General features: G+C 54.0%; 15 protein-coding genes. 10 read left to right on the forward strand and 5 right to left on the reverse strand.

Annotated elements, in window-relative coordinates; all coding sequences use genetic code 11:
* Positions 1-10: 10 nt before the first annotated feature.
* From ACXLHR_RS02620 to ACXLHR_RS02630, 3 genes are read right to left on the reverse strand one after another with little or no spacing between them, the layout of a single operon-like run.
* Complete coding sequence (locus ACXLHR_RS02620) at positions 11-439, reverse strand: VOC family protein (RefSeq protein ID WP_458789989.1); 429 nt, start codon at positions 437-439, stop codon at positions 11-13.
* A 55-nt stretch (positions 440-494) separates the two neighbouring features.
* Positions 495-1,934: a hypothetical protein gene (locus ACXLHR_RS02625; RefSeq protein WP_458789990.1), complete on the reverse strand. Its 1,440-nt coding sequence runs from the start codon at positions 1,932-1,934 to the stop codon at positions 495-497.
* A 6-nt stretch (positions 1,935-1,940) separates the two neighbouring features.
* Positions 1,941-3,092 carry a hypothetical protein gene (locus tag ACXLHR_RS02630; protein WP_458789991.1) on the reverse strand — a complete coding sequence of 384 codons (1,152 nt, stop codon included), beginning with the start codon at positions 3,090-3,092 and terminating at the stop codon, positions 1,941-1,943.
* Between the two features lie 81 nt (positions 3,093-3,173).
* On the opposite strand from ACXLHR_RS02630, the gene thyX reads away from it, so the two are divergent.
* The 7 genes from thyX to ACXLHR_RS02665 all read left to right on the forward strand — a co-directional run bounded on the left by thyX (position 3,174) and on the right by ACXLHR_RS02665 (position 7,684).
* A complete protein-coding gene (thyX, locus tag ACXLHR_RS02635) occupies positions 3,174-4,094 on the forward strand; it encodes an FAD-dependent thymidylate synthase (RefSeq protein ID WP_458789992.1) in 921 nt (306 codons plus the stop codon).
* Positions 4,091-4,471 carry a DUF4062 domain-containing protein gene (locus tag ACXLHR_RS02640; protein ID WP_458789993.1) on the forward strand — a complete coding sequence of 127 codons (381 nt, stop codon included), beginning with the start codon at positions 4,091-4,093 and terminating at the stop codon, positions 4,469-4,471. Before thyX ends, ACXLHR_RS02640 begins: the two co-directional genes overlap by 4 nt.
* Before the next feature lie 18 nt (positions 4,472-4,489).
* A protein-coding gene (locus ACXLHR_RS02645; protein ID WP_458789667.1) for an IS3 family transposase occupies positions 4,490-5,622 on the forward strand; the annotation gives its coding sequence in 2 pieces (ribosomal slippage) (positions 4,490-4,769 and positions 4,769-5,622; 1,134 coding nt in all).
* 150 nt (positions 5,623-5,772) lie between these two features.
* Entirely contained in the window at positions 5,773-6,189 is a 417-nt protein-coding gene (locus ACXLHR_RS02650) for a hypothetical protein (protein ID WP_458789994.1), read from the forward strand.
* 377 nt (positions 6,190-6,566) lie between these two features.
* Positions 6,567-6,890 (forward strand): arsenate reductase family protein, encoded by a 324-nt coding sequence (locus tag ACXLHR_RS02655; protein WP_458789995.1) that lies wholly within the window; start codon positions 6,567-6,569, stop codon positions 6,888-6,890.
* 77 nt (positions 6,891-6,967) lie between these two features.
* Complete coding sequence (locus tag ACXLHR_RS02660) at positions 6,968-7,297, forward strand: arsenate reductase family protein (protein ID WP_458789996.1); 330 nt, start codon at positions 6,968-6,970, stop codon at positions 7,295-7,297.
* A 21-nt stretch (positions 7,298-7,318) separates the two neighbouring features.
* Positions 7,319-7,684: a hypothetical protein gene (locus ACXLHR_RS02665; protein WP_458789997.1), complete on the forward strand. Its 366-nt coding sequence runs from the start codon at positions 7,319-7,321 to the stop codon at positions 7,682-7,684.
* A gap of 307 nt (positions 7,685-7,991) precedes the next feature.
* Here the strand turns inward: ACXLHR_RS02665 and thrS are convergent, their stop codons facing one another.
* Positions 7,992-9,938 (reverse strand): threonine--tRNA ligase, encoded by a 1,947-nt coding sequence (gene thrS / locus ACXLHR_RS02670; protein ID WP_458789998.1) that lies wholly within the window; start codon positions 9,936-9,938, stop codon positions 7,992-7,994.
* Positions 9,939-10,357: 419 nt separating this feature from the next.
* Here thrS and ACXLHR_RS02675 point away from each other — a divergent pair, with 419 nt between their 5' ends.
* From ACXLHR_RS02675 to ACXLHR_RS02685, 3 genes are all read left to right on the forward strand, one after another.
* The gene (locus ACXLHR_RS02675) at positions 10,358-10,726 is read left to right on the forward strand and encodes a hypothetical protein (protein ID WP_458789999.1); all 369 of its coding nucleotides are present in this window, start codon (positions 10,358-10,360) and stop codon (positions 10,724-10,726) included.
* An 84-nt stretch (positions 10,727-10,810) separates the two neighbouring features.
* Positions 10,811-11,551: an alpha/beta fold hydrolase gene (locus tag ACXLHR_RS02680; RefSeq protein ID WP_458790000.1), complete on the forward strand. Its 741-nt coding sequence runs from the start codon at positions 10,811-10,813 to the stop codon at positions 11,549-11,551.
* A 116-nt stretch (positions 11,552-11,667) separates the two neighbouring features.
* On the forward strand, positions 11,668-12,378 hold the full coding sequence (locus tag ACXLHR_RS02685) for an alpha/beta fold hydrolase (protein ID WP_458790001.1): 711 nt from the start codon (positions 11,668-11,670) through the stop codon (positions 12,376-12,378).
* A gap of 49 nt (positions 12,379-12,427) precedes the next feature.
* Here ACXLHR_RS02685 and phaZ read toward each other — a convergent pair whose 3' ends face one another.
* Complete coding sequence (gene phaZ / locus ACXLHR_RS02690; protein WP_458790002.1) at positions 12,428-13,813, reverse strand: polyhydroxyalkanoate depolymerase; 1,386 nt, start codon at positions 13,811-13,813, stop codon at positions 12,428-12,430.
* Positions 13,814-13,844 lie beyond the last annotated feature (31 nt).

Consider the following 13,844-nt stretch of genomic DNA (forward strand, 5'->3'; position numbering starts at 1 on the left):
TCAGCCATATTTACCAATGTCCGGTATTTTCCATGCTGGCCCAAGGCTCTGCCGCGGGCAATTTTTCACCCTCTTGCAGCAGTTCGATCGAAATATTATCAGGCGAACGCACAAACGCCATATGACCATCGCGGGGCGGGCGGTTGATTGTCACGCCATTGTCCATCAATTTCTGGCACAGCGCATAAATATCTGATGTGCGATAGGCCAAATGGCCAAAATGCCGCCCATCCGCAGGCAAGCCATCGTCGCCGTCCCAGTTATATGTCAATTCAACAGGGCATTCGGGTTGTCCCGGCGCAGCCATGAAAATAAGGCTGAAACGGCCTTTTTCATTATCCATACGGCGGGTTTCTTCCAAGCCCAGCAATTTAAAAAACGCCATCGTCGCGTCCAGATCTTTCACGCGGACCATCGTGTGTAAATAAGTGAGTGTCATAGCTATCTCCTTTGATCTCAAGGAACCTAGCACAGCCAAGCGCACAGGCAACGGCCTAGAACGAAGAGCGCATGTCAAATCCAAGATTGGTCGTATCGCGATCAAACAAGTTCAGCGAACTTTCGTTGCGGCGCGCACTTAACCGCGCGACAGGCCGGAACCCGTAGAACTCGACCTCGGTCAATTCGACAGTCATATCTGCGCCAATCGCCGTGTCGTTGCGCGAGCCGGCTGCCAGCGAGAAATAATCGTAATCGCGCACTTCATAATTGACCCCAAACCCGAACCGCATGCCATAAAGCGGCTTGGCGATGTCGTAATCAGCCGAATAGGTCACTGCATCATAGGCAGAGTTGTCATCAACCGAACGGCGGTTATTCACGTCCACGCCAAATGAAAACGCATTATTGTTCTCGAACTGGTGGGTCCAACGGCCAAGAATACGCGTTCCGTCGATCTCGTCGCGATCTTCTGCAAAGGTAACGCGCTGGGCAGAGACCAGCCCCAAAAGATAATCGCTCTCGCCAATTTTCCAGCCGTGCGAAACTTGCGCCTCAATGGATCGTGAATAGGCGACACCCGCATACCAAACTTGCCCGAACCTAAGAGAGAAATCGGTTGGTCTGCCGCCTTCAGTCAGGATCCGACGGTGATTGATGCCGAACCCGATTGATGAATCCGCAAAATCCGATCCGGTTTCGATAGAATCGATATCTGCGATACATGCCTCAGGATCGGGCTTAATGGCACATCCCGCAACGGTGCTATCAATTTCGCTTTGCAAATAATCTCGCGCGGAACCGGACAAAACGTAATTACGTGTATCGGCGGACGCGGTAAGAAACGTGATCGCTTTATTGCTTTGGGACAGCCTGTATCGGGTGTCAAAACCGCCGGAAATCTCGACCCCCGACAGCGCGCGCGCACTGCCACCCAGTTGAAGCTCGAACGGCAACCCGTAGAGAAACGACGACGACTTTGCACTGCCGTTATTGACGTTACTGGACGGGGACACCCCGAACCGCAACTGCATCGACCACGGATTTCGGTCGCGCAAAAATTGATAATCCCCGGCGATACTTCGCGCGGCGGTCGCATCGTGCGCGAACTGGCGGGCGCGGCGTAACCAAAGCTGCGCCAGCGTGTCATTTTCAGACTCAGCATGAGCGAGTGCGACAAGACGCGCAGCGGCAAATTTCTGGTTTTTGTTGTCGGTCGCGCGGTAAGCCGCACCAGCAAATTCCACGGCACTGGCAAAATCGCGTAAATTCATGGCCGCTTCTGCGCGCAAAATCAACGCAGACGCATCATCAGGGTTACGCACCAATAACGCATCCGCAACATTCGCCGCATCCTGCGGTCGCCCCTCGCGCATCATCGTGACGCCAACGTCAAAAAACTGCTGCGGCGTTAACGCATCACCCGCCGTTTGCGCCGCCAATGGCTGCGCAAACGACACGAGTAATGCCGCCAAACTGGAAATTCTAACACTCATGATAAACTACCGGTACACGATAAAGCCGCCGGTTTCTTGTGCGGTTACGCCCTCATAACGGGGGTCTTCAGAGGTTACGACAAATACGCCAACAATTTCGCCACCATCGCCACCATCTGTCATATCGCCGCCAATGATACCGTAATATGTGCCTGACTCATATGCCTCTATAGCACCATTGTCGCCCCGAAGTGTACTGCCTAAAGTTCCACTAATTTCGCCATTTTCGGTGAGCGTTTGCACGCCTTCAGCTATGTTGAAGAAGATGTTTGGTGTCGGAACACTGGAATCGGGCGTGCCGTTCATTTCAAATACCAACCTTTCAGAAACCTCACCCTTAATGCCATCATTGGCATTAAAATCGCTAAAGTCGATGTCGATTGCCATGTTACCTGTTGTATACTGCAGCGGATCGCCACCAACCGTAGACACACGCAATCCAGCATATTCACCAGCAAAGCGAGCCTGACCGGAGACTGGCAACGTCACACCGCCGTTACGCTCATAAACAAAACCGCCGAACCCATAGTTCCTATAACCACCGGTGCGCACAATCGCGAATGATGTGCGCGCATCCCCTTCGACCGCATTTTTACTTACGCCTACGATCGCGCGGTAAGGAACAATTTGTCCAATCTGGTCGTCGTCCAAAAAGTCATTAGCAACTTCATCAGCTTCGTAGACCGCATATTGCCTCAGGCTTTGACCCAGCGTGTCGACGTCCGTGCCGCGCTGATACACATTTTCCCCGTCAAAAGCCAAGTTATCAATGAGGAATGTGTCGTCAGCGGGATTATAGGTTACGCTCGTGACCAATCCACCGCCACTCCCATCACGTGCTTCGAAGCGAAAAATCGAATCTGTCGGGCTTGGGGAGGATGTGCCTTCTGGCAGTGCCGTGCCTGTCGATAACTCGCTCGTGTTTTCTGATTCTTCTTCCGTCGTCGTGCCGGTCGTGCCCGTCGTATCGCCGCTATCAACTTCCGTCTCATCAGCATCAAACGGGTTCGTTCCCGACCCACATGCGGACATCAAAGCAACCAGCGAAACCGCAGTATAAAATCGGAACTTATTCAATAAGCCTGTAAGTTTGGACGTGTTAGCCCTGACAATCTTTCGTGACCCACCATGAGTCAATCCACAACGCCCGATCCCCACGACAAAATCCGCGACTGTGTGTTTCTTTCACCGCTTCCATCACGATATAGTGGCGCGACTCATACATCACAGGATCGCATCATGTCGCTGACCCCAGAACAGCTCGCCGAAATCGAAACGCTCCGCGCGAATCCACAGCCGACGCTACGGGCCACCGCACCGGGCATGGAAAAACACCTCTACAATGCACACCAAGTCCTCGACCACGGCTTCATTCGTGTCATCGACTACATGGGCGACGACAACGCAATCTGCCAAGCAGCGCGGGTCTCCTACGGCAAGGGCACCAAATCCGTTCAAAACGACGAAGGACTGATCCGCTACCTCATGCGCCACTGGCACTCCACACCGTTCGAGATGTGCGAAATCAAACTGCACGTCAAACTACCTGTCTTTGTGGCACGTCAATGGATCCGGCACCGGACTGCTAACGTCAACGAATACTCCGCACGCTACTCAATTCTCGACCGTGAATTCTACATCCCCGAAGCCTCCCATTTGGCCGCTCAATCTGTGATCAATAACCAAGGTAGAGGCGAAACCTTAACACCTGATGAAGCCGCACGCGTTCTCGAAATCCTCAAAGGCGACGCCGCACGCACCTACGACCACTACGCTGAAATGATTGGAGAAACCGACGAAAACGGCGATCCAAAACAAGGCCTCGCACGCGAACTTGCCCGCATGAACCTGCCCGCAAACATCTACACGCAGTGGTACTGGAAAGTGGACCTGCACAACCTCTTCCACTTCCTGCGCCTCCGCGCCGACAGCCACGCACAATACGAAATCCGCGTCTACGCCGACGCAATCTGCAAAGTCGTCGCCGACTGGGTCCCCGCCGCCTACGGCGCTTTCGAAGACTACCGCATGGGCGGCGCGAACTTGTCTGGCAAGGCGCTGGAGTGCGTGCGCAAGATGCTCAAGGGTGAGGAAGTCACGCAAGAGACGTCGGGCATGAGCAAGGGTGAGTGGCGTGAGTTTATGGAGGCTGTTGGGTGAGTAAGAAGTATCAAGTTTTTATTAGTTCGACATATACTGACTTAATTGATGAGCGAAAAGCTGTTGAAGAAACGATAATCCGAGCAGGAGATATACCAGTTGGTATGGAAGCGTTTCCTGCCGCGGATGACGAGCAATTTGAGTTTATTAAAACAGTGATCGATAATTGCGATTATTATGTTTTGATAACTGCTGGGCGTTATGGATCATTAGCAGAAGATGGGTTAAGTTATACCGAAAAAGAATTTCGGTACGCAGTTGAAAAAGAAATCCCGGTATTGTTTTTCCCTCATGGTGATATCGGATCAATTTCCGCTGCTCACAGCGAGAGAGGTGGTCGCGGATTTTCGGACCAGTTGTTAAGGTGGATCGCATGACGAAAGAAGTGATCCCAAATGACAAAACGAAAGAACCATTCGCCCGATTTCAAAGCCAAGGTTGCGCTTGAAGCAATCCGCGAGGAGATGTCGATGGCGGAACTGTCCAAAAAATATGGCGTTCATCCGACCCAGATAGGGACTTGGAAACGGGCGGCGATAGAGAATATGGCGACGGCATTTACGCGCAAAGGTTCAGCGCCCGATGGGGTAAGTGCCGTTGACGTCGACAAGCTGCATTCCAAGATAGGTCAGCTTGTTGTGGAGCGAGATTTTTTGGCGGATGCCTCGCAGCAGTTGCTCGGGATGCGAGGCAAAAAATGGTGAGCCGAGATCATAAGTTAAGCATGCGTAAACAGTGCGAACTATTGCAGTTGTCGCGTTCGCGGCTTTACTACCAGCCCGTCGGCGAGAGCGCTGAGAACCTGCGGTTCATGGAAATCATCGACAAACAGTTCCTGGAAACGCCTTGGTATGGATCGCGTCAGATGGCCCGGTACATGAAGCGCAACAATCACCAATGTGGCCGCCACCGGATCCGGCGCTTGATGCGGCTTATGCGTCTGGTTCCGATCTATCAGGAGCCCAACACAAGTAAAAAGCATCCGCATCACAAGATCTGGCCTTACTTGCTGAGGAATGCGGCAATTGACCGCCCAAATCAGGTTTGGTGCGCAGATATTACCTACATACCGATGCGACGCGGCTTCCTGTATCTCGTGGCGATCATGGATTGGCACAGCCGCAAAGTGCTTTCGTGGCGGCTGTCCAACAGTATGGATGCAGACTTTTGCGTCGAGGCTTTGAAAGAGGCGCTCGCCAAGCACGGCACGCCGGAAATCTTCAACACCGATCAGGGCAGCCAATTTACCAGCGGCGCTTGGATCGACGTGCTGGTCGACGCAGACATCAAGATCAGCATGGACGGAAAAGGCGCATGGCGCGACAATCGCATGATCGAAAGGCTCTGGCGATCGTTGAAGTATGAATGCGTCTATTTGAATGCCTTTGAGACAGGCTCGGAAATGCGGGCTGGGATCGGCAAATGGCTGACGTATTACAACTCTGAGCGCCCGCATTCAACTCACGGCATATTGACCCCAGATGAGGCCTATGTCAGCAAAACAGAACCAATGAGATTAGCAGCCTAAATAAAACCCAGATCCACCTTAACAAGGATGTAAACTGGTCTAAAATCTAGGACCACCTCTGCAAGCCCAGAATTAATTAGACAAATTTCCGAATTAAAGGCGGAGCGAGATATACTGAAGGCGGAACAGGCTAACGTCAATATATTTGAAATGCCCAAAGGAGCGAGCGATCTAAAGACGTTTAATCTTGGTGTTACTTATTTTGTTGAGGTTAATGGCGAATTCGGCGGTCCCTACTCAGATACTCGACACAAGTTTCTGGAAATTGAATCTGATCATTTGTTCGCTTTTGTTGGTCCATTTATGAGAGGGCCGCTAATTCACAGTCAACTCATCAATTATATGGCGATATTTGCCCTAGGGGGGAGGGAGGCTAAGATTTTGGAATCAGATGACGTGAAAGTTGACATGACTGACTTTCATGACATTACATTATTTTGGGAAGCTCACCAATTGATTGAAACCAAGAGAACTACGACTTCTGCAGGGAAACATGCAACTTTCTCGGAACTGACGCCAAAAGGTCAGAAGAAGCTCCTTTCTTTGAGAATGTCCATAGTTAGTTGATTGATGCGGATACGGATTGTGGACCAAATACCCAACTTCGTTGGGTAGCGCTCGAACCCTGCGCTGCGCGCGTTCGACCCTGAAACTGCCTCGACAGTTTCCGAGACGGGTCTCACCCCCCACGGGGCGGGCGCTTTGCACCCACCCCTCGGTTCGGGCGCGGCTGGTAACTGAGGGGATCGCTTTTGACTATTGTTCCCCCTGCGCTATGCGCGCTCGGTCCTAGAAACTGTCCTCGACAGTTTCTTTCACGGACCTCGCCCCCCGCGCCAATCCAACGCGTTAGTCTTGACGGGGCTTTTGCCAAACCGCCCTTGCACTCAGCGCGTTCCTCGCTGAAACTATACGCAACAGTTTTCAAAACGCGAGTAACCCACATGATCCTCTACGGCATCTCCACCTGTCCCGATTGCAACCGTGCGCGCAAAGTCTTTGCCGAGGCGGGGATCGAGATCACCTTCCGCGATGTGCGCGCCGAGCCGATGTCGGAGGCTGAATGGGCCGTGCTACTGGCCGAGTTCGGCGACAATCTCGTTGACCGCAAATCCCAAGCCTTCCGCAACCTCAACGCATGGATGCGCGAAAGCGAAGCAGAGGCGCAACTCGCCGACCAACCCGCCCTCATGGCCCGCCCCGTTATCACCGACGGCACCCGCTACACCCTCGGCTGGAACGGCGAAATCCAGGCGCAATGGCTGTGACGTGCGAGACGTAAAGAAGACGCAGGCAAGACGCAAAAAAGACAATCCCAATATTTTCCACCTAAGGCACTGATTTAATGAATTTTTATGGCTTAAAATCCTGCGATACCTGCAAACGCGCGCAAAAGGAAATCCTCGCCACAAATCAGCCCTTCACCGTGATCGACGTGCGCGCCGACGGCCTCACATCCGACGACATCAAAACCATCATCACACAGTTTGGCGACACCGCAATTAACCGCGCCTCAACCACTTGGCGCGGCCTGTCCGACGCCGAGAAAGCCAGCGACCCACAGGCACTTCTCGCCGCACACCCAACCCTCATGAAACGCCCAGTGATCGAGAAAAACGGTGTATGGTCAATAGGTTGGAAGCCGGACGTTGCAAAGTCGGTTCTGAATTCCTAACTAGATCCAAAGGAGATTTTCATGCGCAATGCAGCTTTGATGCTAGGGATAATCGCGGGCCTGATCGGAATGGTGGTGGGGCTATTCGGCTATGGTTACGCCGAATTGTCCGACGCGAGACCTGAATTGAACGAGATGTTTGCGTTGAATAATCCGGGATTTATCCGGTTCGCGAGCTTTACCGCGCCATTGCTCGCCATCGCCGGCGGCGCCATGGCCAAGGCCCGCGCGCTCTGGGGCGGCGCGCTTTTGATCGCCGCGTCCGCGCTGTTTTACGCGGCGTTCGGGTTTAACGTCGGCACGATGTTTCCCATTGGTTTCGCGGGCTTAGGCGGGATTTTGGCGATTGCGGCGGGCAAGCCCGACGAGCCAAAATCGCATTTCTAAGCGGCGATCCAGCGAGAGAATATCACCAAAATCCATAAACTGGCTGGTCGTCGATCATATCATGAGACGCCCGCGTGAACCGTTCACCCAGTTCGCCGTCATGTCCGTAAATATAAAACCGATCATGCCGATGCATTGCATAGCTTAAGCAAATGTGAATGGAAAACTTAGCCTTCTGGCTATGTATTGTAGCAGCGTAACATGAAGTGGCGATAGACGTGGCGCGTGGTGGTGCAACCCGCTGAAAAGTAAAAAACCCGCAGATGATGTCATCTGCGGGTTTGTTTTATTGCGCGTAAACGGGTTGTTACAATTTGTCGGGCGGGGTCGCTGAGGTTTTCATCTCTGCTACGATTTCGGCCAGAGATGTAACGGAGGTTTTGTTCTCGCCCAAACGCCTTACGCTGACGGTCTTTTCTTCGACTTCGCGCGCACCGATGGCGAGGATAACTGGAACTTTGCCAAGCGAGTGTTCGCGGACTTTGTAGTTGATTTTCTCGTTGCGGATATCGAGTTCAGCGCGCACGCCTACCGCTTTGAGAGCTGCCACAACCTCATGGGCGTAGTCGTCGCCGTCCGAGACGATTGTGGCCACGACCACTTGGCGCGGGGCCAGCCAGAACGGCAGCTTGCCTGCGTGTTCTTCGATCAGGATGCCGATGAACCGCTCGAATGATCCCAAGGTGGCGCGGTGCAGCATGAAAGGCACATGCTTGTTCCCGTCCTGACCGATGTAGCCTGCGCCCAGCCGTTCGGGGATATTGCTGTCCACCTGCAATGTGCCGCACTGCCATTCGCGGCCAATTGCGTCGGTCAGCACAAATTCGAGCTTGGGGCCGTAGAATGCCCCTTCGCCTTCCTGGATGTCATAGGCGTATCCTGCGGCCTTGCAGGCGTTGCCAAGGGCGGTTTCCAGCTTGTCCCAGACCGCGTCAGAGCCGATCCGCTTTTCTGGTCGTGTCGAGAGTTTGATTGCCCAGTTGGTAAAGCCAAGTTCCGCGTAAATCTCCGACAGGAATTCGATGAAGATTTTGGTCTCGGATTCAATCTGGTCTTCGGTACAGAAAATATGCCCGTCGTCTTGAGTGAACCCACGCACACGCATGATACCGTGCAATGCGCCAGAAGGCTCGTAGCGGGCGCAGGACCCGAATTCAGCCATGCGCAGCGGCAATTCGCGGTAAGATTTCAGGCCTTGGTTGAATACCTGTACATGGCACGGGCAGTTCATCGGCTTGAGGGCGTTAATGGTTTTTTCACGCGCGTGTTCTTCGTCAACTTCGACGATGAACATGTTTTCCTGATAGCTTTCCCAGTGGCCCGAGGCCTCCCAGAGTTTGCGGTTCACGACTTGCGGTGTGTTCACCTCGACATAGCCGCCAGCGCGTTGGCGGCGGCGCATGTAGTCTTGCAATTCGGTGTAGATGGTCCAGCCGTTCGGGTGCCAGAAGATTTGGCCGGGGGCCTCTTCTTGCATGTGGAACAGTTCCATTTCGCGACCCAGTTTACGGTGGTCGCGTTTGGCTGCTTCCTCAAGGCGGTGCATGTGTTCCTTGAGGCCCTCTTTGTTAGTGAAGGCGGCACCATAAATCCGTTGCAACATGGCGCGGTTGCTGTCGCCGCGCCAATAAGCGCCGGCAATCGACATCAGCTTAAAGCTGTCGGCTGGCACTTGGCCAGTATGTTGCAAGTGCGGACCACGGCACAGGTCTTGCCAGTCGCCATGCCAATACATGCGCAGCGGCTCGTCGCCCGGGATGCTTTCGATCAGCTCGACTTTATATGGCTCGCCCTTGTCCTGATAGAACTGGATCGCCTTATCACGCGCCCAGATTTCAGTGCGCACAGGCTCGCGTTTGTTGATGATCTCTTTCATCTTCTTTTCGATGGTGGCGAGATCTTCGGGGGTGAAGGATTCCTTGCGGTCAAAGTCGTAATACCAGCCGTCTTTGATAACGGGGCCGATGGTGACTTGCACGTCCGGCCAGATTTCCTGCACGGCGCGTGCCATGATATGTGCGAGGTCGTGACGGACCAGTTCAAGCGCAGGGGCTTCGTCTTTCATGGTGTTGATGGCGATGCTGCTGTCGGCATTGATCGGCCATTGCAAATCAAAATGTGCGCCGTTCACTGTCGCGGAAATCGCCTTTTTGGCCAAGCTGGACGAGATGTCAGCGGCCACAGCGGCGGCGGTGATACCTGCGTCATAGTGGCGTGCATTGCCATCGGGGAATGTGAGAGAGATTTGGGCCATTTGAGGCATCCTCGTCTGTTTAGCGCCTACTGAGCGCTCGGTTGCGGGTGAGTGCCGCTTAAATGCCGAGGGGGCGGTGCCGTGTCAATACGAGAAGCCGCGCGTGAGGATTTGCTTAGGGAATTAGGCGTTTTTCTGTTATTATATTGCAATAAATCATGTTGGAACGTTACATTTCGAATAAGGAATTCTTTGATGAAACACCTTTTCTTAGCGTTAACGCCATCAATTGCCATCGTTTTGTCTGCGTGCGGAGGCAGTAGCACCGGCCCAAATGCGGATGCTGTTGTGGTTGGTCCACCGCAAACGAAAGCACAATTAGAAACCCGATATTTAGAGGTTTTAACAATCATTGAGGGCGGGGGGCGAGTACGCCATATACAACCAACGCCCAAATGCCACTATCGGGGCGCGCCTCTATGAACGGTGTTATTGTACTGCGCGACGCGGATCCGTCGGTGGGCGGGGCCGCAGGGGCAATTGATATGAGTGTTGATTTTGGCTCTGATGAAGTCGACGGCATTGCATCTAATTTCATAGATTTGGCTGATGTTTCAGCGATGACGGGCACTTTGGTTTTATATGCAGATATTGTCACTGCCGCCACCACCGGTTTTGTGGGGACGCTTGAAGGTGATCTTACCCGCGGGGATACAGTTTCCGTGCTGATAGACGTTGAAGGTCGTTTTGTCGGGACACGTGCGCAGGGTATTTTTGCGGTAGGCGCAGGTAGCTATTCGGGGAGCATGGGGTCAGGCGTGCTGGATGCGCAGATTATAGCAGAATAGGTTTCAGATCGAAATTACCCGAGGGTCATGGATTCTTTGGTGGCCCTTTTGTAGTGTTGCGCTTCAACATGTATGGAGCGCCCGATGTCCTCAAGTTTCAAGACCCCACAAGGCCGCCGCATAGCGTATCATTTGACTGATGGTGACGGGCCAGCGGTTGTTTTTCTGAGCGGGTTCAAATCCGATATGGGCGGCACAAAGGCCGTGCATCTGGAGGCGTGGGCAAAGGGCGAGGGCCGTGCGTTTTTACGTTTCGATTATTCAGGGCATGGGGAAAGTGATGGCGCGTTTACCGATGGCGCGATTGGCGACTGGTTTGAGGATGCGCTGGCGGTATTGGGGTTGGTCGCGGGCAAAGTTGTCTTGGTTGGCTCGTCGATGGGGGGCTGGATATCCTTGCTTGTGGCGCGCGAAATGCCAGAGCGGATTGCGGGTTTGGTAACCATTGCGGCAGCCCCTGATTTTACCGAGGACAGCATGTGGGCCGGATTTACCGATGCACAGAAGATGGAATTGGCGGCGGGGCAGGTGGCGTTGCCTTCGGAATATGGCGACCCCTATATCATTACCAAACGGCTGATTGAAGAAGGGCGCGGCAGGTTGGTGTTGCGTGATCCGCTGCTATTGCCGTTTCCTGTGCGGTTCTTGCAAGGCACTGCGGACGTTGATGTGAAAATGTCGGTGGCGCTGCGGTTGTTAGAACATGCGCAGGGCGATGACATGCGCCTCACATTGGTCGACGGGGCGGATCACAGGTTCTCGGATGCGGCGTGCCTTGATCTGATCTCGACCACCGTTGGATGCGTTTTAACGCATCGCGGCTGAACTGTGGGCGGAATAACGGCGATTATGACCTTCGCCCTTGCAGCCACGCGCCGCATTGGCCAAAGATGGCCCGATGGCCACAAAGTTAGTAAAGAGTTTTCGTATGGGCGTGGGAAATGATTGAACCATTAGTTCTGATCCCACCGATGCTGTGTGACGCGCGGGTTTTCTACGCGCAAATCGCTGCCCTTTCGGCAACAACGCCGATGACGTTTGTGCCGATCTCGCAAGGGGAACGCATCGAAGAAATGGCCTCGGTCATTTTGTCGTGGCTTCCCAGCAAATTTGCGCTGGCAGGCATGGGTCTGGGCGGCATGGTGGCGATGGAGATTCTGCGCCGCGCCCCTGAACGTGTCACTCGCGTGGCATTTATTGCGACCAATGCACAGGCCGACACGCCCGAAGTATCCGCTCTGCGCGAACCGCTGATTATTGCGGCCAAAACCGGCCGCTTTGATGATGCGATCAAGGCCGAGACGAACCCTGCGTGGCTTGCGCCTGGCCCTTACCGCATGGATGTTTTGTCATTGGTGTCGGACATGGCGCATGATCTGGGCGCAGAGGCATATGTGCGCCAGTCGCGTGCGATGCAGCGGCGCAAGGACCAACAAAATATCCTGCGCAAGATCAAGCAGCCTGCATTGGTGATGTGCGGCTATCATGACGGGCAAAACACTTTGCGCCGGCACGAATTTATCGCAGAGCTGATCCCCTACGCAAAGCTGGAAGTCATTGAAGATGCCGGACATTTGCCCACGCTAGAAAGCCCCGAGGCTGTCACCCGTGCGCTGCGCGCGTGGATGAAACAGCCGCTGGTTTTACGCTAGCTATTTGCGGTTGGGGCGGCACAAGTGATGTGTCGCCCCTATGCAATCGTTACGATGCGGCCGATTTACCTTTTGGTTTTCCGGTCGGTTTCGCGCGCTTGGTGTCTGCAGTAGTGGTCGCATTCGCCACAGCCAGTGTGACTGGTGCTGCGCTGGTTTCTTTTGACTTCACGGCCTGCACGGGTTCCGGTTTTGTTGCGGCTTTCCCCGAGTTTGCATCAATGAAGTCCAGCACCAATGGCCGGATATTCCGACGCCAGCTGCCGCCCGCGAAGATGCCGTAGTGACCTGCACCCGGCTCTAGGTGCGATGCTTTTTTGCTGTCAGGCAAACCTGTCAACAAATCCAAAGCCGCCAAGCACTGGCCCGGCGCAGAGATGTCGTCGTCTTCACCCTCTACAATTTTCACAGCCACGGTTGTGATCTTGCCGATATCTACTTTGTGTCCTGCGACGACAAAGTCGTTGCGTGCGATATCGCGGCCCTTAAAGACGCGTTCAACGGTGGACAGGTAAAATTCGGCGGTCATATCCATAACGCAGAGGTATTCATCGTAGAACGCATTGTGGCGGTCGTGATCGCTCGCCTCGCCTTTGGCAACTTTGATGATCTGGTCGCGGAAGGCGTTCGAGTGCAACTCGCTGTTCATCGAGATGAAGGACGCAAGTTGCAACAGACCCGGATAGACCTTGCGGCCCACCCCTGCATGTTTGAAGCCGACGCGCTGGATCATCGAGTTTTCCAGCTGGCCCATGGTCACGGAGCGGCCAAAATCGGTGACTTCGGTGTGGTTCGCTTCTGGATCAACGGGGCCGCCGATCAACGTCAGCGACAGCGGCTGCGCGTCAGGGTCTTGTTCTGCGAGATAGGCGGTTGCGGCCAACGTCAGAGGCACAGGCTGGCAAACGGCAATCACATGGATGTCGTTGCCCAGTTCTTTCATGAAATCGACAAGATAGAGAGTGTAGTCTTCCACGTCGAATTTGCCGGCGCTGACTGGAATGTCGCGCGCGTTGTGCCAGTCGGTGATATAGACTTCGCAATCGGGCAGCAGCGAAATCACGGTTTTGCGCAACAGTGTCGCGTAGTGGCCCGACATTGGTGCGACGAGCAGCACACGGCGTTTACGTTCGTCGCGGCCTTTCATGCGGAAACGGATCAAATCGCCAAAGGGGCGGCTGACGATCGTTTCCACGCTGACCGAAAAATCTTTACCGCTTTGACCGGTGACTGGAGGGATATTCCAGTCGGGTTTGGCAGACATGCGGCCAAAAGTACGCTCTGTCACCTCGCCCCACGCACCGAGCCAATCCATCATCGGGTTGGCTGTGCCGGCCATCATTGGGTAGCTTGCAAAAGAGCGTGCGGTAGCACCAAGCCATTGATTAGTATTACGGACGCTTTCCATAAGGTCGTATGTCATCATATACTTCATCTGTAGAATCTCCGATAAAGTCGTGTCGGGG

It is taken from the genome of Yoonia sp. MH D7 (genome assembly GCF_054439475.1).

Excerpts from the sequence above, each read along its gene's own strand:
- ACXLHR_RS02620 (WP_458789989.1), bottom strand. The coding sequence starts at position 439 with ATGACACTCACTTATTTACACACGATGGTCCGCGTGAAAGATCTGGAC.
- ACXLHR_RS02625 (WP_458789990.1), bottom strand. The coding sequence starts at position 1,934 with ATGAGTGTTAGAATTTCCAGTTTGGCGGCATTACTCGTGTCGTTTGCG.
- thyX (WP_458789992.1), top strand. The coding sequence starts at position 3,174 with ATGTCGCTGACCCCAGAACAGCTCGCCGAAATCGAAACGCTCCGCGCG.
- ACXLHR_RS02650 (WP_458789994.1), top strand. The coding sequence starts at position 5,773 with ATGCCCAAAGGAGCGAGCGATCTAAAGACGTTTAATCTTGGTGTTACT.
- ACXLHR_RS02655 (WP_458789995.1), top strand. The coding sequence starts at position 6,567 with ATGATCCTCTACGGCATCTCCACCTGTCCCGATTGCAACCGTGCGCGC.
- ACXLHR_RS02660 (WP_458789996.1), top strand. The coding sequence starts at position 6,968 with ATGAATTTTTATGGCTTAAAATCCTGCGATACCTGCAAACGCGCGCAA.
- ACXLHR_RS02665 (WP_458789997.1), top strand. The coding sequence starts at position 7,319 with ATGCGCAATGCAGCTTTGATGCTAGGGATAATCGCGGGCCTGATCGGA.
- thrS (WP_458789998.1), bottom strand. The coding sequence starts at position 9,938 with ATGGCCCAAATCTCTCTCACATTCCCCGATGGCAATGCACGCCACTAT.
- ACXLHR_RS02675 (WP_458789999.1), top strand. The coding sequence starts at position 10,358 with ATGAACGGTGTTATTGTACTGCGCGACGCGGATCCGTCGGTGGGCGGG.
- ACXLHR_RS02680 (WP_458790000.1), top strand. The coding sequence starts at position 10,811 with ATGTCCTCAAGTTTCAAGACCCCACAAGGCCGCCGCATAGCGTATCAT.
- ACXLHR_RS02685 (WP_458790001.1), top strand. The coding sequence starts at position 11,668 with ATGATTGAACCATTAGTTCTGATCCCACCGATGCTGTGTGACGCGCGG.
- phaZ (WP_458790002.1), bottom strand. The coding sequence starts at position 13,813 with ATGAAGTATATGATGACATACGACCTTATGGAAAGCGTCCGTAATACT.